The organism is Gaiella sp. (genome assembly GCF_035710885.1).
Taxonomy (GTDB): domain Bacteria; phylum Actinomycetota; class Thermoleophilia; order Gaiellales; family Gaiellaceae; genus Gaiella.
The window spans coordinates 83,947-103,535 of record NZ_DASTCS010000016.1 but is presented as its reverse complement, the minus strand read 5'-3'; the positions used below and the strand labels follow the sequence as shown (position 1 = coordinate 103,535).

General features: G+C 70.5%; 24 protein-coding genes and 1 tRNA gene. 19 read left to right on the top strand and 6 right to left on the bottom strand.

Features of this window, described 5'->3' with window-relative positions:
• Window positions 1-20 precede the first annotated feature (20 nt).
• The gene (locus VFO26_RS03770) at window positions 21-839 is read left to right on the top strand and encodes a DUF4097 family beta strand repeat-containing protein (protein WP_325113544.1); all 819 of its coding nucleotides are present in this window, start codon (window positions 21-23) and stop codon (window positions 837-839) included.
• 43 nt (window positions 840-882) lie between these two features.
• Complete coding sequence (locus tag VFO26_RS03765; protein WP_325113543.1) at window positions 883-1,980, top strand: AI-2E family transporter; 1,098 nt, start codon at window positions 883-885, stop codon at window positions 1,978-1,980.
• A gap of 154 nt (window positions 1,981-2,134) precedes the next feature.
• Here the strand turns inward: VFO26_RS03765 and VFO26_RS03760 are convergent, their stop codons facing one another.
• Window positions 2,135-2,584, bottom strand: a complete 450-nt coding sequence (locus VFO26_RS03760) for a Fur family transcriptional regulator (RefSeq protein ID WP_325113542.1) — start codon at window positions 2,582-2,584, stop codon at window positions 2,135-2,137.
• 41 nt (window positions 2,585-2,625) lie between these two features.
• Here VFO26_RS03760 and VFO26_RS03755 point away from each other — a divergent pair, with 41 nt between their 5' ends.
• From VFO26_RS03755 to VFO26_RS03720, 8 genes are all read left to right on the top strand, one after another.
• On the top strand, window positions 2,626-3,480 hold the full coding sequence (locus VFO26_RS03755; RefSeq protein WP_325113541.1) for a metal ABC transporter substrate-binding protein: 855 nt from the start codon (window positions 2,626-2,628) through the stop codon (window positions 3,478-3,480).
• Complete coding sequence (locus tag VFO26_RS03750) at window positions 3,471-4,199, top strand: metal ABC transporter ATP-binding protein (protein WP_325113540.1); 729 nt, start codon at window positions 3,471-3,473, stop codon at window positions 4,197-4,199. Before VFO26_RS03755 ends, VFO26_RS03750 begins: the two co-directional genes overlap by 10 nt.
• Entirely contained in the window at window positions 4,199-4,999 is an 801-nt protein-coding gene (locus VFO26_RS03745; RefSeq protein WP_325113539.1) for a metal ABC transporter permease, read from the top strand. The genes VFO26_RS03750 and VFO26_RS03745 overlap by 1 nt, the downstream gene beginning before the upstream one ends.
• A gap of 48 nt (window positions 5,000-5,047) precedes the next feature.
• Window positions 5,048-6,010 carry an ABC transporter ATP-binding protein gene (locus VFO26_RS03740; protein WP_325113538.1) on the top strand — a complete coding sequence of 321 codons (963 nt, stop codon included), beginning with the start codon at window positions 5,048-5,050 and terminating at the stop codon, window positions 6,008-6,010.
• Entirely contained in the window at window positions 6,007-6,729 is a 723-nt protein-coding gene (locus VFO26_RS03735; RefSeq protein WP_325113537.1) for an ABC transporter permease, read from the top strand. Before VFO26_RS03740 ends, VFO26_RS03735 begins: the two co-directional genes overlap by 4 nt.
• Window positions 6,705-7,442, top strand: coding sequence for an ABC transporter permease (locus VFO26_RS03730; RefSeq protein ID WP_325113536.1), 738 nt, complete (start codon window positions 6,705-6,707; stop codon window positions 7,440-7,442). Before VFO26_RS03735 ends, VFO26_RS03730 begins: the two co-directional genes overlap by 25 nt.
• 36 nt (window positions 7,443-7,478) lie before the next feature.
• A complete protein-coding gene (locus VFO26_RS03725; protein ID WP_325113535.1) occupies window positions 7,479-8,402 on the top strand; it encodes a glycine betaine ABC transporter substrate-binding protein in 924 nt (307 codons plus the stop codon).
• 137 nt (window positions 8,403-8,539) lie between these two features.
• Window positions 8,540-10,045: an aldehyde dehydrogenase gene (locus tag VFO26_RS03720; protein WP_325113534.1), complete on the top strand. Its 1,506-nt coding sequence runs from the start codon at window positions 8,540-8,542 to the stop codon at window positions 10,043-10,045.
• A gap of 201 nt (window positions 10,046-10,246) precedes the next feature.
• Here the strand turns inward: VFO26_RS03720 and VFO26_RS03715 are convergent, their stop codons facing one another.
• The 4 genes from VFO26_RS03715 to VFO26_RS03700 are packed head-to-tail and all read right to left on the bottom strand — an operon-like array spanning window position 10,247 to window position 13,898.
• Window positions 10,247-11,014, bottom strand: coding sequence for a DUF899 domain-containing protein (locus VFO26_RS03715; RefSeq protein ID WP_325113533.1), 768 nt, complete (start codon window positions 11,012-11,014; stop codon window positions 10,247-10,249).
• Window positions 11,015-11,033: 19 nt separating this feature from the next.
• Complete coding sequence (locus VFO26_RS03710) at window positions 11,034-12,524, bottom strand: MFS transporter (RefSeq protein WP_325113532.1); 1,491 nt, start codon at window positions 12,522-12,524, stop codon at window positions 11,034-11,036.
• Between the two features lie 22 nt (window positions 12,525-12,546).
• Window positions 12,547-12,891, bottom strand: a complete 345-nt coding sequence (locus VFO26_RS03705) for a hypothetical protein (RefSeq protein ID WP_325113531.1) — start codon at window positions 12,889-12,891, stop codon at window positions 12,547-12,549.
• Window positions 12,888-13,898 carry an RNA polymerase subunit sigma-70 gene (locus VFO26_RS03700; RefSeq protein ID WP_325113530.1) on the bottom strand — a complete coding sequence of 337 codons (1,011 nt, stop codon included), beginning with the start codon at window positions 13,896-13,898 and terminating at the stop codon, window positions 12,888-12,890. The genes VFO26_RS03705 and VFO26_RS03700 overlap by 4 nt, the downstream gene beginning before the upstream one ends.
• 139 nt (window positions 13,899-14,037) lie before the next feature.
• On the opposite strand from VFO26_RS03700, the gene VFO26_RS03695 reads away from it, so the two are divergent.
• Window positions 14,038-14,634, top strand: a complete 597-nt coding sequence (locus VFO26_RS03695; protein WP_325113529.1) for a dihydrofolate reductase family protein — start codon at window positions 14,038-14,040, stop codon at window positions 14,632-14,634.
• A 51-nt stretch (window positions 14,635-14,685) separates the two neighbouring features.
• On the opposite strand, the gene VFO26_RS03690 is transcribed toward VFO26_RS03695, so the two are convergent.
• Window positions 14,686-15,234 (bottom strand): thymidine kinase, encoded by a 549-nt coding sequence (locus VFO26_RS03690; RefSeq protein ID WP_414653045.1) that lies wholly within the window; start codon window positions 15,232-15,234, stop codon window positions 14,686-14,688.
• A 236-nt stretch (window positions 15,235-15,470) separates the two neighbouring features.
• Between VFO26_RS03690 and VFO26_RS03685 the strand changes: the two genes are divergently transcribed.
• From VFO26_RS03685 to rplL, 8 genes are all read left to right on the top strand, one after another.
• Window positions 15,471-15,544 (top strand) — tRNA-Met (locus VFO26_RS03685).
• Between the two features lie 42 nt (window positions 15,545-15,586).
• The gene (rpmG, locus tag VFO26_RS03680) at window positions 15,587-15,748 is read left to right on the top strand and encodes a 50S ribosomal protein L33 (protein WP_325113527.1); all 162 of its coding nucleotides are present in this window, start codon (window positions 15,587-15,589) and stop codon (window positions 15,746-15,748) included.
• A gap of 18 nt (window positions 15,749-15,766) precedes the next feature.
• Window positions 15,767-16,078, top strand: a complete 312-nt coding sequence (gene secE, locus VFO26_RS03675) for a preprotein translocase subunit SecE (RefSeq protein WP_325113526.1) — start codon at window positions 15,767-15,769, stop codon at window positions 16,076-16,078.
• A gap of 17 nt (window positions 16,079-16,095) precedes the next feature.
• Window positions 16,096-16,629: a transcription termination/antitermination protein NusG gene (gene nusG / locus VFO26_RS03670; protein WP_325113525.1), complete on the top strand. Its 534-nt coding sequence runs from the start codon at window positions 16,096-16,098 to the stop codon at window positions 16,627-16,629.
• A 78-nt stretch (window positions 16,630-16,707) separates the two neighbouring features.
• Entirely contained in the window at window positions 16,708-17,133 is a 426-nt protein-coding gene (gene rplK / locus VFO26_RS03665; RefSeq protein WP_325113524.1) for a 50S ribosomal protein L11, read from the top strand.
• Between the two features lie 190 nt (window positions 17,134-17,323).
• Window positions 17,324-18,055 (top strand): 50S ribosomal protein L1, encoded by a 732-nt coding sequence (gene rplA, locus VFO26_RS03660; protein ID WP_325113523.1) that lies wholly within the window; start codon window positions 17,324-17,326, stop codon window positions 18,053-18,055.
• Window positions 18,056-18,207: 152 nt separating this feature from the next.
• Window positions 18,208-19,011, top strand: coding sequence for a 50S ribosomal protein L10 (gene rplJ, locus VFO26_RS03655; protein WP_325113522.1), 804 nt, complete (start codon window positions 18,208-18,210; stop codon window positions 19,009-19,011).
• 2 nt (window positions 19,012-19,013) lie between these two features.
• Window positions 19,014-19,403, top strand: coding sequence for a 50S ribosomal protein L7/L12 (gene rplL, locus VFO26_RS03650; RefSeq protein ID WP_325113521.1), 390 nt, complete (start codon window positions 19,014-19,016; stop codon window positions 19,401-19,403).
• Window positions 19,404-19,589: the final 186 nt, after the last annotated feature.

The window sequence follows — 19,589 nt, the reverse complement described above, 5'->3', positions numbered from 1 at the left end:
CGCCTCGGGCGGAGGTAGCCGTGCCGGTCTTCGAGACACCAGGTCGGGTGGCGCTCGACCTCACCGTCGCGGCCGGCGAGGTGACGGTCGCCACGTGGGCGGAGCCTCGGGTCGACGTCGAGGTGACTCCGGGCCGTCAGGACGATGCCTCGGCGCAGGCTGCGGCCGAGACGACCATCGAGGCCGTCGAGCGCGGCGGCCGCCACGAGGTCTCCGTCCGTGCTCCCAAGCGCGAGGGCCGCTTCGGCTTCCTCGGCCGCAGCCCCGAGCTGCGGGTCGCGATCCGCTGCCCCGAGGGATCGGATCTCGAGCTCACGACGCACAGCGCAGACCTCAACACCCGCGGACGCCTCGCCGACGTCGCCATGCGCTCGGCCTCGGGCGACGCGATCCTCGGCGACACGGCCGATCTCGCCTTCAACACGGCGAGCGGGGATCTCTCGGCCGGCTCCGTCGGCGGCACGCTCACCGCGAAGTCGGCGTCCGGCGATGTCCAGGTGAGCGCGGTGTCGGGCACCACGACCGTCAGCACCGTCTCCGGGGACGTCAGGATCGGCGAGAGCGCGGCGCCCGCAGGCGTGAGCACCGTCTCCGGCGACGTCGAGCTGGAGGCGCTCGCGGCGGGCGCGCGGGTCAACTCGGTCTCGGGTGACGTCCACGTCGCGACCCGCCCCGGCCTCGCCCTCTGGATCGACGCCCAGTCCGTGAGCGGCGCGGTCAGCTCCGATCTGGACGTCGGCGAGGCCCCGCCCGTGTCGGAGGGGCCGCAGGTCGAGCTCCGCATACGCACCGTCAGCGGCGACGTCCGCATCTCGCGCACCGGCGCGCCCATCGCGTAGCGACGGCCTCCCGACCTCCGGCTCGGGTCCTAGACTCGGCTCCGTGGCAATCCCCGAGCCGCCCGCGAAGCGCGTCGAGATCACGGTCTCGGTTCGCACGGTCGTCACGGTGCTCGCCGTGATCGTGGCCGCATGGGCGTTCCTCGCCGCGCGGCAGGCCGTCTTCTGGGTCTTCATCGCGTTCTTCCTCGCCATCGTCCTGCAGACGCCCGTCACCTGGCTGGAAGAGCGCGCGGCCATGAAGCGCGGGAACGCGGCGATGCTCGTGGTGCTGTCCTTGGTCGCGCTCCTCGGCGGGCTCGCGTACCTGCTGATCAGCCCGTTCGTCGGCGCCGTGCGCGACCTCATCGAGGACCTGCCGAACATCGTCGAGCGAATCCGTGCCTCCGACATCTTCCAGCAGCTCGATCGCCGCACCGACATCGGCGAGAAGCTCCAGCAACGCGCCGAATCCCTGGCCTCCGACCTCCCCTCGAAGCTCGGTGACGCCTTCGAGGTGGGGGGCAGGATCTTCGGGTTCGGGCTCGGGGCGATCACGATCGTCTTCATGACGCTGTTCCTCGTGATCGACCTGCCGAACCTCTCGCGCTCTCTCCACAGCCTCCTCTACCCCCGTGAGTCCGCCCGCATCGGGATGCTCGAGGAGCGGATCACCCGGACGATCGGTCGCTATGCCCTCGGCGCGCTCGCGATCGCGACGATCGCAGGCACGGTGCAGGGGACGGCCGCGTGGATCCTCGGCATCCCGTTCGCCCTCGCCCTCGGGATCGTCGCCGGCATGCTGGGACTGATCCCCCAGATCGGCGCGACCCTCGCCGCCGTCATCCTCTCGCTCGTCGCGTTGACGCAGGGGATCCCGCAGGCGCTCATCATGCTGGCGGTCTGCATCGGCTACCAGCAGGTCGAGAACTACATCCTGCAGCCGACGATCCAGGGGAGGGCGGCGGAGATCTCGGGGTTCTTCGTGATCGCCAGCGTGATCGTGGGAGCCGCCCTGCTCGGGGTCGTGGGCGCGCTGATCGCGGTGCCGCTGACCGCCTCGGCGCAGATCGTGATCCGGGAGCTGACGGCCGAGCGCCGTGCAGCCGTCGCCGTCGCGCACGCCGCCGTGCCCGGGCGGCCGGACGACGACGAGCCGTAGTCGCGCACCGGAGCGCCTTGCTCTGGCCGATTTGCGGGGTTATCAGCCTCTTGCGGCCGGAGGCCGGCTTTGCCGGCCGGGAGGCCCACCTGGCCGTGACGGGGAAGCCGAGCGAAAGAGGGGGCCCGTGGGGGAACCATGGGTTCCCCCACGCTCAAACCAGGGGTTCCCCCACGTCTCGACATTGGTCGCAGGCGCCGCGGAGCACGACCTCGTGCTGCTCCATCGCGTAGCCGAGCCTCCCGGCCGCACCCTCGAGCGCGCGCTCCAGGGCCTCGTCCGCGAACGGCTCGACCTTGCCGCAGTCGTCGCAGACGAGATGGTGATGGTGGTCGTGGCCCACCCGGGAGGGCTCGAAGCGCGCGACGCCGTCACCGACGTCTACCCGCTGGACGAGCCGGAGCTCCGCGAGCGTGTCGAGCGCCCGGTAGACGCTCGCCACCCCCACGGCGCCGCCCGAGGCCGTGATGCCGTCGTGGATCTCCTGGGCGGAGCGGCAGCAGTCCTGCTTTGCGAGGAAGTCGACCACGGCCCGGCGCGCTCCTCCGCGGCGCAGCCCGGCCGTGCGTAGCTCCTCGAACGCGGTCTCGACCCAGGTGGGCACTCCCAGACGATAGCGATTCTCATCTCTGGTACGCTCCGCCGGTGCTTTCGAGAATCGTTCTCTTGTGCGGCGGGATCGCGCTCGCGACCGCCGCATGCGGGGGCGACACCTCCGGCGAGCGGAGGGTCCTCGGCGCCCTCTATCCGCTCGCCTTCGCCGCAGAGCAGGTCGCGCCTGCGGACGTGGAGGTGGCGAGCCTCACGCCTCCCGGCGCGGAGCCGCACGATCTCGAGCTGGCGGCGCGCGACGTCGGGCGCGTCCGCGACGCCACCCTCGTGGTGTACGTGGGGCGCGGCTTCCAGCCCGCCCTGGAGCAGGCCCTGGATGACCGGGACGGGCCCTCGCTCGACGTCCTCGAGCAGGTGGAGCTGCTCGAAGGCCCCGGGGAAGCGGCGACGGTCGACCCCCATGTCTGGCTCGACCCGCTGCGATTCCAGGCGATCGCCCGCGCGATCGCCGAAGCACTGGGCCGACCGTCCGCTGCAGACGCTCTGGTAACCCGGCTGCAGGAGCTCGACGGCGAGTACCGCCGGGGCCTCGCCCGCTGCGAGCGCCGCGAGTTCGTCACGAGCCACGCCGCATTCGGCTACCTCGCCCGCCGCTACGGCCTCGAGCAGGTCCCGTTGCTCGGGCTCTCCCCGGACGCCGAGCCCGCTCCGCAGAGGGTCGAGCGGCTCGTGCGCGACGTTCGCCGCACCGGCGCGACGACCGTTTTCTCCGAGAAGCTCCTCTCACCGCGTCTCGCCGAGACGATCGCGCGCGAGGCAGGTGTGACGACTGCGGTGCTCGACCCGCTCGAGGGACTGCCGTCCGGGGAGCTCGAGGCTGGTGACGACTACTTCACGGTCATGCGGGAGAATCTCGCCGCCCTGCGGGAGGCCCTGGCGTGCACGTAGCGGCCACGGTGCCGGCGGTCGAGGTCGACGACGTGTCGTTCGCCTACCGCGGCGGCCCCTCCGCGCTCGAGGGGGTCACGCTGGGGGTCGAGCAGGGCGCCTTCGTCGGGATCGCCGGCCCCAACGGCGGCGGAAAGACCACGCTCCTCCGGCTCGTGCTCGGACTGGAGCGTCCGACCTCGGGTCGCGTCCGGCTGTTCGGCGCCGCACCCGGCACCCGTGGCGTGCGACGCGTGGGCTACGTGCCCCAGCGCGCGCAGCTCGCGTCGGCGACTCCGGTGACGGTCAGGGAGGTCGTCGAGGCAGGGCGTCTCGGCATCCGCGGCGTGCTCGGGCCGCTCCGCGCCGCAGACCGCGTCGCGGTCGGGCTGGCGCTCGAGCGGGTCGGTCTTCGGGACAGGGAGGCCGCGCTGCTCCGAACGCTGTCGGGCGGCATGCAGCAGCGGGCCTTCATCGCCCGTGCTCTCGCGGCCGAGCCAGCCTTGCTGGCCCTCGACGAGCCGACGACCGGGGTCGATGCCGCCTCGCAGGAGTCGCTGGCGGCGCTGCTCGCCGAGCTCCGCGCCGAGCTCGGCGTGACGATCCTCTACGTGTCGCACGAATTCGGCGCGGTCGAGCATGTGGTCTCCCGGCTGGTGCTGGTGCGTGGGCGGATCGTCTTCGACGGAGACCCGGCAGACCTCCCCGCCCTCTGGCACGACCCCTCCCACGTGCACTGATGCTCGAGCTCGAGTTCATGCGCCTCGCGTTCGCCGTCGGTGCGGTGGTCGGCCTGCTCGCGCCTGCGGTCGGCTTCTTCCTCGTCGAGCGCCGGCAGTCGCTCGTCGGCGACGGGCTGGGGCACGTCGCCTTCGCGGGCGTCGCGGCCGGCTACCTGCTCGGCATCTCACCCGTGCTGACCGCGCTCTGCTTCGCGGTCGTGGGCGCGCTGGCGATCGAGTGGCTCCGCTCGCGCGGCGGGACGGCCGGCGACCAGGCCCTCGCGCTCGTCTTCTACACCGGGATCGCGCTCGGGATCGTCCTCGTCTCGAGCGCCGGTCGGCTCGACGTCGGCCTCTTCCAGTTCCTCTTCGGCTCGATCCTGACCGTGACCCGCGACGATCTCTGGGTCGTCCTCGCCCTCGGCAGCGCCTCCCTCGCGGCGATCGGGGTGATGTACCGGGGTTTCGTGAGCGTCGTACTCGACGAGGAGGCGACCCGTGTCGCAGGCGCCCCGGTCGGGCTCCTGAACACGCTGATCGCGGTCCTCGCCGCGCTCACGGTCGGGATCTCGATGCGGATCGTGGGGATTCTCCTGATCGCGGCGTTGATGGTCCTCCCGGTGATCGCGGCGCAGCGGGTGGCATGGAGCCTGCGCTCGACGCTCGGCCTCTCGATGCTGCTCGGGCTCGGCTCGGTGCTCGCGGGGCTCACGCTCGCGTACTACGGCGACCTGCCACCGGGCGGGACGATCGTGCTCCTCGCCTCGGCCTCCTTCGTCGCGACGTCGCTCCTCGCCGCCGTGCCGCGTCCGCGCTGACCCGCGGCCGGCCGCGGGTGACAGCCGGTGCCGCGTAGGCTGTCGGCGGTGAGCGACGTCGCCGCTCGAATCGTCTTCGACCACGTGACGAAGCGCTATCCCGGTCGCGCAGCGCCGGCCGTCGACGACCTCGAGCTGACGGTCGAAGCAGGGGAGATCTGCGTGCTCGTCGGCCCGTCGGGAGGCGGCAAGACCACTGCGATGAGGATGGTCAACCGCCTCATCGACATCACCGAGGGAGACATCCGGATCGGCGACCAGAGCGTGCGGGACAGCGACGTCACCGAGCTCCGGCGCGGGATCGGCTACGTCATCCAGCAGACCGGCCTGTTCCCCCACATGACGGTGGCCGAGAACGTCGCGACGGTGCCGCGGCTGCTCGGCTGGGACAAGGCGCGGATCGACGCCCGCGTCGACGAGCTGCTCGACCTCGTCGACCTGCCCGCCGTCGACTACCGCTCGCGGTACGCGTCACAGCTCTCCGGAGGCGAGCGCCAGCGGGTGGGCCTGGCGCGCGCCCTGGCCGCCGACCCGCCGGTGATGCTGATGGACGAGCCGTTCGGCGCGCTCGACCCGATCACGCGGACGCGCCTGCAGTACGAGTTCCTCCGGATCCACGGCGAGGTGCGGAAGACCGTGATCTTCGTCACGCACGACATCGACGAGGCGATCCTGATGGGAGACCGCATCGCGATCCTGCGGCCCGGGGGGCGGCTCGCGCAGTACGACACGCCCGAGGAGATCCTCGCCCATCCGGCGGACGAGTTCGTCGCCGACTTCGTGGGGGCCGACCGGGGCCTCAAGCGCCTCTCGCTCACGCGCCTGGACGAGCTCGAGCTGGCGCCGGTCGACGGTGCGGAAGGGCCTGCTCTCGAGGGCTCGACGACGCTGAGAGATGCGCTGTCGGCGATGCTCAGCGAGGGCAGCCGCGTCGTGCTCGTGCTCGACGGCGACGGTCGGCCACGGGGCTCTCTGAGCCTCGACGCACTCTCGGAACGGCTCGTGTCGTGACCGGCCTCGTCGCCCAGTCGGAGCCCGTCATCCCGGACTTCGGCGAGGCGAGCGACTGCGTCCAGGAGAACCGTCTCTTCTGCCCCGAATGGGTGCGCGACAACTGGGGCGAGGTCCTCCAGCCCGCACTCCTCCAGCACGTCAAGCTGACCGTGATCGCCGTCGTGGTCGGCTTCGCGATCGCGTTCGTGGCCGCCCTGCTGACCAGACGGCTGCGGTTCTTCGAACGGCCCTTCGACCTCGTGTCGGCGCTGCTCTACACGATCCCGAGCCTGGCGCTCTTCCAGCTGCTCGTCCCGATCACCGGGCTGACGGTGACCACGGTCGAGGTGGCGCTCGTCTCGTACACGCTCCTGATCCTGTTCCGGAACATCGTCACGGGTCTCCGCTCCGTGCCGCCCGACGTGCTCGAGGCCGCGCGTGGGATGGGGATGAGCTCCTTCCAGATCCTCCGGCGGGTCGAGCTTCCCCTGGCGCTGCCGGCGATCATGGCCGGCGTGCGCGTGGCGACGGTCTCCACCATCGCGCTCGCCACCGTGGCCGCCTTCGTCATCCCGCAGGGCCTCGGTCGGCCGATCTTCCTCGCGCTCCGGCAGTTCTTCAACACGGAGCTGATCGTCACCGCCGCGCTCGCGGTCGGGCTCGCGCTCGTGGCGGACGGGCTCCTCGTGCTCGCGCAGCGAGCGCTGACACCGTGGACACGTGCGGGCGGCGCGTGATGCTGGCCGACCTCTCCATCTTCGCCGACGCACTCCGCTTCATCGAGGAGAACCCGGGCCTGATGTGGGACAAGACGGTCGAGCACCTCGTGCTCTCGGCGGCCTCGATCGGCATCGCCCTCGCGATCGCCCTGCCCATCGGCGTCGGGCTCGGCCACCTCCGCCGCTACTCGTTCGTCGCCATCAGCATCTCGAACATCGGCCGGGCGCTGCCCACGCTGGCGGTGATCGCCGTCTGCATCGTCTTCCTGCCCGTCGGCTTCACCGTCGTGCTGATCTCGCTCGTCGTGCTCGCTGTGCCGCCGATCCTCACCAATGCCTACGTCGGGGTCAGCGAGGTCGACCTCGACACGGTCGACGCCGCCCGCGGAATGGGCATGACCGAGCGCCAGATCCTCCAGCGGGTCGAGCTGCCGCTGGCGGCCCCGCTGCTCTTCTCCGGGATCCGGACAGCGGTCGTCTTCGTCGTCGCCTCCGCGACGATCGCGGCGATCGCGGGCGGCGGCGGCCTCGGCGACGTGATCGTGAACCAGGCGAGCTACGGGATCGAGGGCGTGATCGGCGCCTCGATTCTCGTCTCGGCGCTCGCATTCGCGTGCGACGGCGCGGTGGCGCTCGTCCAGCGGCTCGTCACGCCGAGGCCCCTTCGCGGCCGCCACGTCGACGACGCGATGCTGGTGACCGAGCCTGGCGGGAAAGGGCTCACTCTGTAAGGTCAAAGGCCCGGGTCAACGACCGATCGGAGGACCATGATCCGCAAACACACCCGGCGCGCCGCCAAGGCGGCGTTCGCGATCGCCTTCGGGGTCGCGATCATCCTCGGTGGAGCGACCGCCGCCACGGCCGGCGGAAGCCAGGCCGATCCGGCGCCGATCATCATCGGCACCAAGAACTTCGGCGAGGCCTTCGTCCTCGGCCAGCTGTACAAGCAGGCGCTCGAGGCCGAAGGGTTCGACGTCTCGTACAAGGAGAACATCGGCTCGACGGAGCTGATCCAGAAGGCGCTCACGAGCGGCAGGATCACGATGTACCCCGAGTACATCGGGATCGCCTACACGGTCACCTTCAAGAAGCAGGCGTTCCCCAAGACCGCGCTCGCGACCTACAACCAGGTGAAGCGCCTCTACGGGGCGAAGGGGTACACGCTCGCGCGCATGACGCCGTTCCAGGACGTCGACGCGGTCGCGGTGCTCCGTTCGACCGCCCGGAGGTACGGCTTGAGGGCGGTCGCAGACCTCAAGAAGGTGCCCGACCTCACGCTCGCCGCGTTCCCCGAGTTCCGCACCCGCCAGACGGGGTTGCAGGGGATGAAGCGGGTCTACGGGGTGACGGACGTGAAGTTCACGCCGCTCGCCGGGATCAGCGCGTACAAGCTGCTCGACGACGGCAAGGTGCTCGCAGCGGGGGTCTTCTCGACCGATCCGCCGCTCGCGACGACGAAGTACGTCGTCCTCAAGGACCCCAAGAACATCTTCGGCTTCCAGAACGTGGCGCCGATCGTCTCGAAGAAGCTGGTGGCAGAGCACGGCCCCAAGCTCGTCAACACGCTGAACAAGGTCAGCTCCAAGCTGACCCTCAAGGCGATGCTGGCGATGAACACCGCCGTCTACGTCGACCAGAAGCCGGCGGCGCAGATCGCCAGCTCCTTCCTCGCAGCGAACGGGCTCAAGTAGCCCGGCGTCGGGGGACGGGCGTGGGCCCGTCCCCCGACCTCCTCGGTCGTCCCGACGAAAGCCGGGACGTACCATCCACCCGGAAGGACCGATCTCGCGCACCGAGCGCGCCGAAACCGACTGACGGAGGCTCCCCGATGACCACGATCTCCGAGGGCCCGCGGAGCGTCGCCGACGCGATCGCCGGCCTGGACATCCGCTCCCGGGCGTTCATCGACGGCGCGTTCGTCGACGCCGTCTCGGGCGAGACGTTCGACTGCGTGAGCCCGATCAGCGGCGAGGTGGTGACCTCCGTGGCCGCGTGCGACTCGGCCGATGTCGACCGCGCGGTCGCGGGCGCTCGGTCGGCGTTCGAGTCCGGCGTGTGGTCGCGTCTGGCGCCGAAGAAGCGCAAGCGCGTGCTCCAGAGGCTCGCCGGCCTGATGTCCGAGCACGCGGAGGAGCTGGCGCTGCTCGAGACCGTCGACATGGGCAAGCCGATCAGGGACGCGACCAACGTCGACGTCCCGCTCGCCACGGAGTGCATCGCCTGGTACGGCGAGGCGATCGACAAGGTCTACGACGAGATCGCCCCGACCGGGCCGGAGGCGCACGTCTCGATCGTGCGAGAGCCCCTCGGAGTCGTCGGCGCCGTGGTGCCGTGGAACTTCCCGCTGATGATGGCCTCCTGGAAGGTCGGCCCGGCGCTCGCGACCGGGAACAGCGTCGTGCTCAAGCCCGCCGAGCAGTCCCCGCTGAGCGCGCTCCGGCTCGCGGAGCTCGCCTCGGAGGCGGGCGTCCCCGACGGCGTCCTCCAGGTCGTGCCGGGCTTCGGCGAGACCGCGGGCCAGGCGGTCGGCCGCCATCCGGACGTCGACATGATCGCGTTCACCGGCTCGACCGAGGTGGGGAAGTACTTCCTCCGCTACTCGGGCGAGTCGAACATGAAGCGGGTCGCGCTGGAGTGCGGTGGGAAATCGCCGCACATCGTGACGAAGGAGTGCGGCGACCTGGGCGCAGCGGCAACGGCCGTCGCCTGGGGCGTCTTCTACAACCAGGGCGAGGTCTGCAACGCGGGCTCGCGCCTGCTCGTCCACGAGGCCGTCAAGGACGAGCTGCTCGAAAAGGTGGTCGAGGTCTCCGGGCGGATCCGCCCGGGTGACCCGCTCGACCCGAAGACGCGGATGGGCGCGATCGTGGACGAGACGCAGCTCGGGCGCGTGCTCGGCTACATCGAGTCGGGCAAGTCCGAGGGCGCGGGGCTCCACCTGGGCGGCAGCCGCGTGCGTGCGGAGACGGGCGGCTACTACGTGGAGCCGACCATCTTCGACGCCGTCTCGAACGACATGACGATCGCGCGCGAGGAGATCTTCGGGCCCGTGCTCTCGGCGATCACCTTCTCGGAGATCGAGGAGGCGATCGCGGTCGCGAACGACACGATCTACGGGCTCTCGGCGGGGATCTGGACCGACGACGTGAACGTCGCCCACAGGGCCGCGCGGGCGATCCGCGCGGGCATCGTGTGGGTGAACACGTTCGACGCGGGCGACATCTCGAGCCCCTTCGGCGGCTTCAAGCAGTCCGGCTTCGGGCGCGACAAGTCGATCCACGCGCTGGAGAAGTTCACGGACCTGAAGGCGATCTGGATCGCGCTTCGCGACTGACGTCGCGCTACGCGACGAGCTGAACCGCGTCGGCCCCGGGCTCGTGGCAGCGCGGCCGCCGCTGCTCCGCGCTCTCGGCCACGAGCATGCCACCCATCGTCGACGGCCGTCGCGCTGCCGCTCGCCCCCGCCCTGCCGTTGCCGGGCGGAGGCGAGCCGCGACGTCCTCGCCGGCATTCGGCCTCCATGCCGTGGCCTTCCTCAGGCAACCGCCGCGGTGAGGGGGAGCTCGTACTCGTCGTGGCGGCGGAGCCAAAGCTGCCACGCCTCGCCCTCGTCGCGGCCCTTCGGTGCGTGGTCGAGGATTGGGTAGTAGCCCATCAGGAACTCCAGGCCACGCCAGGTGGTCGAGTACGTGTGGTAGACGTCGTCCTCGTCGCGGACGAACGTGCTGAACCCCGGGCTCTCGGTCATGTACGCCGCCACGTCGGTGCCCGCCGTACGGGCGTTGTGCTCGACGATCGGCGGCAGCCCGCCGCTGCCCATCATTTCCGCCACCACCTCGCGGCCCTGCTCCTCGGTGTGCGAGAAGCCGAGATCGACGTTGAATTCGCCGGGCGCGGACGAGACCCAGGGGAAGCTCCACCCCATGCGGCGCTTGTAGGCCTGCAGCTTCTGAAGCGGGGCCTGCGACACGAAGGCGAATGTCACGTCGCGGGCATGCAGGTGCGGCAGCACGCCCTCGACGGTGTCGGCGATCGATGAGTTCACCGGGTCTCCCGCTTCGTAGCTCGGGCCGAACATGAAGTGGTAGACGAGGAGCTGGGAGCGCCCGTCGAATAGCTCGGCGAGCGTCCTCTCGCCGTCGTCCGTCTCGAGGCGGTATTCCTTCTCCAGTCGTACCCACGGCAGCTCCCGGCGTAGCTGCGCGAGCTCGTCGCCGAGCCGGGTGTGCTCCTTCTCCCGGACGAGGAGCTGCTCGCGGGCGGCGAGCCACTCTTCACGTGTTCCGATCGTGTGGTCGATCATCGTTTCTCCTCTCGTCATGTCAGTCGCCCGCGGGTGCCGGCGAGGGATCGAGGTCGAGGGTTGCCTGAGCGGCACCGCGCGGGCGCCCGAGCAGCAGCAGCGCGAGCGCGACGCCGATACCGGCCAGGACGGCGGTGGCGAGGAACGCGGACCGGAAGCCCTCGTTCAGGGCGACGAGCGAGCTCGCCCCCGCGTTGGCGGCGAGATAGTCGTCGGTCCGGGAAACCGCGATGGAGGCCACGACGGCGGTGCCGATCGCCGCGCCCATCTGGAACGCGGTGTTGCTGAGGCCCGAGGCGAGGCCGGACTCGTGCTCCGGCACTCCCGCGAGCGCCGCGACCGTTGCCGTCACGAAGGCGAGGCCGATGCCCGGGCCGAAGAGGAGCAGCCCGAGGAAGATGTCGCCGAAGTAGCTTCCGCCGACCGAAACCTGCGTCAACAGCAGCGCGCCCGCGCCCATCAGTGCCATACCGACGGCGGCCACCGGGCGGAAGCCGACCCGCAGCACGATCGCCTGGCCGAGGATCGAGCCGGCGGCCGCCATGGCGGGAAAGACGACGGAGCTCAGCCCGAACTCGACTGCGGAGTAGCCGAGCACCTGCTGCGCGTACAGCGTGAGGATGAACGGCATTCCGAAGGCGACCGTCGCGAACAGGAGCATCACGGCGTTGGCGCCGACGATCGTGCGCGTGCGGAGGATGCGGAGCGGCACGAGCGGTGCCGGGTGCCGGGACTCGACGAGCGCGAACGCGCCGAACAGCGCGGCCGAGGCAGTGAGCAGGAGCAGCGTCCGCGCGGACGTCCAGCCGCTCTCGGGTGCCTCGACGACTGCGTAGACGAGCAGGACGAGGGCGCCGGTGATCGTGATAGCCCCGGCGGGGTCGTAGCTCCGCGTCGCCGTGGCCGCCCGGCTCTCCGGGAGCAGGACCGGGCACAGAGCGATCGCCGCGAGTCCCACGGGGATGTTGATGAAGAAGATCCACTCCCACCCGATGCCGTCGACGAGTGGGCCGCCGATCAGCCACGCCGTCGTCGCGCCGAAGCCGCCGAGCGCGCCCCAGATCCCGAGCGCCTTGTTGCGCTCGGCGCCCTCCGCGAAGAGCGTCGTGATGATGGAGAGCGCGGTCGGGGTCATGACGGCGGCGCCGACCCCCTGAAAGGCCCGGGCGCCGATCAGCGCCTCGTCCGACCAGGCGAGCCCGCACAGGAGCGACGCGGTCGTGAAGAGCGCGAGGCCGACCATGAAGACCCGTCGCCGCCCGAGCATGTCGGCGGCCCGGCCTCCGAGCAGGAGCAGGCCGGCGAACGTCAAGGCGTATGCACTCACCACCCACTGCAGCCCCTGAGCCGTGAACGAGAGGTCCTCCTGGATCGAGGGGAGCGCGACGGTCACGATCGCCGCGTCGAGGATGACCATGAAGAAAGCGCCACAGAGGAGGGCGAGCGCCCACCAGCGACGGGGATCCAGGGCGGCGGGCGCGAGGCCCACGGACGGCGCAGACGCTTCCATTGTCGACCTCCGACGTTCGTTCTCAGCAGTCGACGTACGATCCGCAGTCGCGCGGAAACTCATCGGTCGGCGTCGGGTCTGCGCGCGAGACGGCGATCAGGACGAGCGGGGACGTGCCGACGCTGCGCACGCGGACGACCGGGACGCGCGCGAGCGGGAGCATCGAGCCGCGAGTGAAGCGCCGGCAGATGCCCGACCTGCACGCGAGCTCGGCGACTCCGTCCTCGACGACGACGATCGCGTCGCGTGCACCGCACGCTTCGACGTCGAGCTCGAGCCTGGGCGCGACGCGGAGGACGCGCCGGTAGAACCCCGCCGGGAGCGGATCGCCGAAGAGCGCGCAGGCAGCGCCCTCGTCCGCGGTCATCGGAGCGAGTCGGGGAGGCCGAAGGCCGGGAACAGCTCGGGATAGAGGAAGAAGTGCATGCCCTTCACGAGGCCGGACTCGATCTCGACCACGTTGATGGCGAACGGCGTGGCGTCGGCGCCGTCGCCGCGATAGACGCCGAATGCCGGCAGCCGGTTCGCGCGCGTCGGCACGAACCGGTGGGAGCCGGAACCCGGCCCGAAGGCGATGCGTGCGAGGAATGCCGCGACCGCGTCGACCCCGTCATACCAGGTTGGGTGGGGCGGCATCGCCATACGCACGTCGTCGCGTAGGAGCGCGACGAGCCGACGGTCGTCGTGGTGCTCGAACGCCTCGACGTACGCGTCGAGAAGCGACCTCTCGGCCTCCTCCGCGTCGGCAGCCGCCCACTCGAGCCTCCGCTCCGGAAGGCGGTCAGTCATCGTCGCCCGCGCCCGCTGGAGGGCGCTGTTCACCGCGGCGACGCTCATCTCGAGCACCGCGGCGGTGTCGTCGGCCGGCCAGTCGAGCGCGTCGCGGAGGATCAAGACCGCGCGCTGGCGCGGCGGGAGGTGTTGGATCGCCGCCAGGAACGCGAGCTCGATCGTCTCCCGCGTGACGACGGCGTCGTCGGGTTGCGGGCTCGTGTCGACGAGGGCGTCGGGATACGGCTGGAGCCACGGGAGGTCGGCAGGAGCAGCGGGTCGCGCGCCGGGCTCGGCCGGAGGGCCTTCCTCGTACGGCACGAGCCGCCTGGGCCGTCGCTCCAGCATCCGGAGGCAGGCGTTGGTGGTGATGCGGTACAGCCAGGCCCGGAACGTCGAGCGCCCGTCGTATGTCCCGCGGCTGCGCCACGCGCGGAGGAGGGCCTCCTGGACGGCATCCTGCGCGTCCTCGAGCGAGCCGAGCATCCGGTAGGCGTGCACCTGGAGCTCGCTGCGATGCCGTTCCGCGAGCGCGGAGAAGGCCGCGGCATCGCCGCCCGTCGCCGCTGCGATCAACTGGTGGTCGAGCCCGATCGACGTCACTGCTCCTTGAGATCCCTGCGGGGACGAAAACTCATCGGTGGCCCGATGAGTTTCTCCACGACCACGGATCGTACGACGACCGGTCCGCACCCCTACGAGCGAGCTCGACCGGGGATGCCGCAACCGAAAGGAGCCCGAGATGAGAAGGATCGTCGTAGAGCAGTTCGTCTCCCTGGACGGCGTTGCCGAGGGGCCCGGCCGGTTCGGAGAGTTCGAGCACCGCGGTTGGACGGTGCCGTACTGGGACGACGACGTCGAGGAGTGGCACACCGATCAGCTCCTCGCCAGCGATGCGCTGCTGCTCGGCCGGGTGACCTACGAGGAGTTCACCGTCATCTGGCCCAGACGGAAACCCGACGAACCGCGCCGGGGATTGCGGGCGGGGGACGTGTTCACCGCCCGGATGAACAGCCTTCCGAAGTTCGTCGCCTCCACGACCCTCGCGGGGCCGCTCGAGTGGAACAGCACGTTGCTCGCGGGAGAACTGGCCGAGGCGGTCGCCGAGCTGAAGGAGCGGCCCGGAGCGGACATCCTCGTGTACGGCAGCAGCGAGCTCGTGAACGCGCTGATGCCATTCGACCTGGTCGACGAGTACCGCCTCATGATCTATCCGGTCGTGCTCGGGCGGCGGAAGCGCTTCTTCCGCGACGACAACGCCAGGACGACGCTCGCGCTCAAGGGTTCGCAGACCTCGAGCACGGGCGTCACCATGCTCGTCCTCGAGCCGCGGCGTTGACCCGGTGGAACAGCGGCGACGGGAGTGCTTCCTCGGCAGCCTCCGGTACGGTCAGGCGGCCAGCCAGCTTGCCGAATCCTGACCAGCGCTGTGGCAGTCGCGGCAGCGCGCCTCGTAGGAGTCGAGCGCGCCGACGACGATCGTCTCGCCCGAGTACGGCGCAGGCCTGCCGTCCACCAGCCGCTGGGTGGTGGTCGCCGGGCCGCCGCAGCGGTGGCAGACGGCCTGCAGCTTGTCGATGAACTCCGCGCGGGCGAGCAGCTCCGGCATGGGCCCGAACGGAAGCCGGCGGAAGTCCTGGTCGAGCCCTGCCGCGATCACCCGGGACCCGCTCGCGGCGAGGGAGAGCGCGGCGTCGACGATCGTGTGCTCGAAGAACTGCACCTCGTCGATGCCCACCACGTCCGATCCGTGCGCACGCGCGACGAGCTCGGCGCACCCGTCGACCGGGACGGCGGTCATCCGCACGCCCGCGTGGCTGACGACGTGCTCGGCGGCGTAGCGATCGTCGATCCGCGGCTTGAAGAGGAGCACGCGCTGGCCTGCGATCTCCGCCCGCCGGAGCCGTCGGATCATCTCCTCGCTCTTGCCGCTGAACATCGGGCCGCAGACGACCTCGAGCCAGCCTCCGTGCTGCGGCGGGACCCTGATCACGGCGCGATCCTAGTGCGGGCGGCGGACGTCCGCTGCACGCCGCAAGAGCTTGGTGCGCACCAGACGTCGCGCCGGGTCGGAGGAGACCGTGACCCTGCCGGCGACCCGCCGAGCCGCCGCTTCCCGCGGCGCCGCGACGCGGCCGAGGCCCGGAAATGCCTTGCTACACTCCGCTTCGGCTCGGCGGCGTAGCTCAGTTGGTTAGAGCAGCGGAATCATAATCCGCGTGTCGTAGGTTCGAGTCCTACCGCCGCTACCTTTCCCTTTCCTTTTTCCGCCCCGACGAGAACGAGAAGAGATGGCCACCGGAGTCCGAGTCGCGATCACGCTCGCATGCACCGAGTGCAAGCGGCGGAACTACCAGTCCCAGAAGTCGAAGCGGAACACCCCCGACCGGGTGGAGCTTCGCAAGTACTGCCGCTGGTGCGGGTCGCACACGCTCCACCGCGAGACGCGGTAGGGCCGGAGGCTTTCGAGGATGGCAGGAGAGACGAGACGCCAGCGGCGCGACGCACGACGGGCCGCCGGTCAGGAGGCCGCGCGCACCGCCGCGCCGCGCCCCGTCCCGGCCGGGCCCGAGCACGCGGCGCCCACGGTCGAGCACGGCAGGCGTGGAGGGTTCGTCCGCGAATCGATCGCCGAGCTCCGGAAGGTCGAGTGGCCGGATCGCGCGCAGGTGATCCAGGGCACGATCGTCGTCATCATCGCCTGCGCGATCGTCGGAGCCTTCCTCTGGGGCTGCGACCAGGTCCTCCGTCCTCTGGTCCGCGACGTGCTACTCGGGCAGTAGGGAGAGGAAGAGCTCAGATGTTCCACTGGTACGTGATCAACACCTACTCCGGGCACGAGAACAAGGTGAAGGCCAATCTCGAGCACCGGATCGTCTCGATGAACCAGCAACAGCGGTTCCGGCGCGTCGTGGTCCCGACCGAGCAGGTGATCGAGACGAAGGACGGGCAGAAGGTCCAGATCGAGAAGCGTGTGCTTCCCGGATACGTGCTCGTCAACATGGATCTCAACGACGAGGCCTGGACGGTCGTCAAGGGGACGCCTGGAGTGACGGCGTTCGTCGGTGCCGGCGCAAAGCCCTCACCGCTCTCGCAGCCCGAGGTCGACCGCATCCTCCACGCGGGCGGCACGCCGGGCTCACCTGCACCGAGGGCGCAGGTCGAGTTCTCGCTCGGGGAGTCCGTGAAGGTGACGTCGGGCCCGCTGTCCGACTTCGACGGCGAGATCGTCGACGTCAACCCTGACGCCCAGAAGCTGAAGGTGCTCGTGGACATCTTCGAGCGCCAGGTGCCGGTCGAGCTCGCGTTCGACCAGGTGAAGAAGATCGACTAGCGCACGGCTCGCCTTGCGCTTGAATGGACATCGACAAGACGGGAGGAGGGGCTAGGCGCCCCGCATGGACTCACGCACATGGCCAAGAAAGTCCTCACACTGATCAAGCTGCAGATCCCCGGCGGGCAGGCGAACCCCGCGCCGCCGGTCGGCCCCGCGCTGGGCCAGCACGGCGTGAACATCGTCGAGTTCACGAAGGCGTTCAACGCGCAGACGGCGCACGAGAACGGCCGGATAATCCCCGTGGAGATCACCGTCTTCGAGGATCGGTCGTTCACGTTCATCACGAAGACGCCGCCGGCCGCCGTCCTCATCAAGGAGGCGCTCGGGCTCGAGTCCGGCTCCGCCGAGCCGAACCGAAACAAGGTCGGCAAGCTGACGCAGGAGCAGCTCCGCTCGATCGCCGAGACGAAGATGCCCGACCTGAACGCCAACGACGTCGAGGCCGCGATGCTCGTGATCGCAGGCACCGCCCGAAGCATGGGCGTCGAGGTGGAGTCGTGACTCTCGCGACGTACGCGACGGCCGGCCGCGCCAGCGGCCGCTTCAGGGGTTTTCGCGAGCCCGGATCTGCGTCTGCAGATCCGAGGTCTGCGGTGAAGATTCGGCGTGGAGGTGGAGCGGCGTCGCTGCGCTGGAGGAGCGGGCCCGTGGGGGAACCAGGGGCTCCCTCACGTCTGGCGGAGGTGGAGTCGTGAGCGGGCACGGGAAGCGATACCGCGAGGGGCGGGCGGCGATCGACCGCGAGAAGCTCTATGCCCCGGCCGAGGCCTTCTCGGTGCTCAAGGCGATCCCCGACGCGAAGTTCGACGAGACCGTCGAGGTCCACTTCCGCCTCGGGCTCAACGTCCGCCACGCGGACGAGCAGCTTCGCGGCACGATCATGCTCCCGCACGGCACCGGGCGCTCCACGCGCGTCGCCGTCTTCGCCGAGGGCGACAAGGCGCGGGAGGCGCAGGAAGCAGGTGCCGACGTGGTCGGCTCCGCCGACCTGGCGGCGAAGATCGAGGGCGGTTTCCTCGATTTCGACGTCGCGATCGCGACGCCCGACCAGATGGGCAACGTGGGCAAGCTCGGTCGCGTACTCGGCCCCCGCGGTCTGATGCCGAACCCCAAGACGGGAACGGTGACGTTCGACGTCGCGAAAGCGGTGTCCGACGCGAAGGCCGGCAAGCTCGAGTACCGCACCGACCGCGGGGCGAACGTCCACCTGCCGATCGGCAAGAAGAGCTTCGGCGAGAGGCAGCTGCTGGAGAACTACGCGGCCGTCATCGAGGAGATCGTCCGCGCGAAGCCCGCCGCCGCCAAGGGGCGCTACATCAAGGGCATCACGCTCACCACGACCATGGGGCCGGGGCTCCATCTCGACTCGACCCGGACCCGGGACATCGTCACGGAGTCGCCCACGGAGGCTGCTACCGTCTAGCGTCACATCCGACTAGAGCCCACCGCAGACAACCGGCGGCCCCCCGGGGCGGAAGTCCGGTCGAGGTTGGTCAGGAAGCTTCGCGAGCCCTGGTGGCCCGCGCGCCCATGACCCGCCTCCCAGGCGGGTCTAGTCGTTTCCGGAGGAACGACATGCACAGAACCGACAAGGAGAGAGTCGTCGCAGAGCTCGTCGAGCAGCTTCGCGCGACGGAGTCGCTGATCGTCGCCGACTACCGCGGCCTCACGAACGCGGAGCTCGAGGAGCTCCGCGCGAAGCTCCGCTCGAGCGGTGCGCGGCTCCAGGTGGTGAAGAACACGCTGACGAGACGTGCGGCGGAGGAGGCCGGCTCGGAGGCATTGCTCGCCCTGCTCGAGGGCCCGACCGCGATCGCCTTCGTCGAGTCCGACGGGGATCCCGTCGCGGTGGCGAAGGCACTCTCGGACACGGCGAAGGAGACGAAGATCCTCGCCCTCCGCGGAGGGATGCTGTCGGGTCGCTCGCTCACCGGCGCCGATGTGGAGGAGCTCGCGAAGCTTCCCGCACCCGAGATCGTGAAGAGCCAGCTCGTCGGCGTGATCGTCGCGCCGCTCACACAGCTCGCCGGCCTCGTGGCGGCGCCGCTCCGCGACCTCGTGGGGCTGATCGACGCCCGCATGGCGCAGCTCGAGGAGGGTGGCGACACGTCGGCTGCTGTCGCCTCCGAGGCCTCCGCGGCGACGGCGCCCGAGACGGCCGAGCCTGCCGAGACCGAGGCGACGGCCGAGCCTGCCGAGACCGAGGCGACCGTCGAGCCTGAATCCGAGCCCGAGGCGACCGAGGCTGCGGCCGAGCCGGAGGCGACCGACACCGCCGACGAGGTCGTCGCAGAGGCGACCGGCGACACGAACGAGGCGGCCGCGGCGGACGAGCCGACGGCGGCCGAGAACGACGACACCGGAACCGAGGAGGAGTAGAGATGGCAACGGACACCGCGAAGGTGCTCGAGACGCTCGGCAAGATGACCGTGCTCGAGCTCGTCGAGCTCAAGAAGGCGATCGAGGAGGAGTGGGGTGTCACGGCGGCCGCTCCGGTCGCCGTCGCGGCCGCCCCGGGCGCGCCGGCCGCCGGTGACGGCGCCGCCGCGGCGGAGGAGAAGGACTCCTTCGACGTCGTGCTCACGGGCGCGGGCGACAAGAAGATCCAGGTGATCAAGGTCGTCCGAGCGGCGACCGGGCTCGGCCTCAAGGAGGCGAAGGACCTCGTCGACGGCGCCCCCGGCGCGATCAAGGAGGGCATCGCCAAGGAAGAGGCGGAGAAGCTGAAGGCGGAGCTGGAAGAGGCGGGCGCCGCCGTCGAGCTGAAGTAGCGGCCTGCGCTCGCCTGCGGCCCACGCTGGTGAGCCTGGGCCGGCGTCGGCCGGCCCAGGCCGCGGACTTGCGCGGTCCGCTATAGTTCTTCGCGGACACTTCCGCCGCCCCGCAGGGGTTGCGGCGGAGCGTGCTCGTCCGCTATTCTTTGCTGTTCCGCCGAGCCTGGCTTCGACTCTGCCCGT

Coding starts and splice junctions, on each gene's coding strand:
- VFO26_RS03745 (WP_325113539.1), top strand. CDS start 4,199: ATGCTCGAGCTCGAGTTCATGCGCCTCGCGTTCGCCGTCGGTGCGGTG.
- VFO26_RS03725 (WP_325113535.1), top strand. CDS start 7,479: ATGATCCGCAAACACACCCGGCGCGCCGCCAAGGCGGCGTTCGCGATC.
- VFO26_RS03720 (WP_325113534.1), top strand. CDS start 8,540: ATGACCACGATCTCCGAGGGCCCGCGGAGCGTCGCCGACGCGATCGCC.
- VFO26_RS03715 (WP_325113533.1), bottom strand. CDS start 11,014: ATGATCGACCACACGATCGGAACACGTGAAGAGTGGCTCGCCGCCCGC.
- VFO26_RS03710 (WP_325113532.1), bottom strand. CDS start 12,524: ATGGAAGCGTCTGCGCCGTCCGTGGGCCTCGCGCCCGCCGCCCTGGAT.
- VFO26_RS03705 (WP_325113531.1), bottom strand. CDS start 12,891: ATGACCGCGGACGAGGGCGCTGCCTGCGCGCTCTTCGGCGATCCGCTC.
- VFO26_RS03695 (WP_325113529.1), top strand. CDS start 14,038: ATGAGAAGGATCGTCGTAGAGCAGTTCGTCTCCCTGGACGGCGTTGCC.
- VFO26_RS03690 (WP_414653045.1), bottom strand. CDS start 15,234: ATGTTCAGCGGCAAGAGCGAGGAGATGATCCGACGGCTCCGGCGGGCG.
- rpmG (WP_325113527.1), top strand. CDS start 15,587: ATGGCCACCGGAGTCCGAGTCGCGATCACGCTCGCATGCACCGAGTGC.
- secE (WP_325113526.1), top strand. CDS start 15,767: ATGGCAGGAGAGACGAGACGCCAGCGGCGCGACGCACGACGGGCCGCC.
- nusG (WP_325113525.1), top strand. CDS start 16,096: ATGTTCCACTGGTACGTGATCAACACCTACTCCGGGCACGAGAACAAG.
- rplK (WP_325113524.1), top strand. CDS start 16,708: ATGGCCAAGAAAGTCCTCACACTGATCAAGCTGCAGATCCCCGGCGGG.
- rplJ (WP_325113522.1), top strand. CDS start 18,208: ATGCACAGAACCGACAAGGAGAGAGTCGTCGCAGAGCTCGTCGAGCAG.
- rplL (WP_325113521.1), top strand. CDS start 19,014: ATGGCAACGGACACCGCGAAGGTGCTCGAGACGCTCGGCAAGATGACC.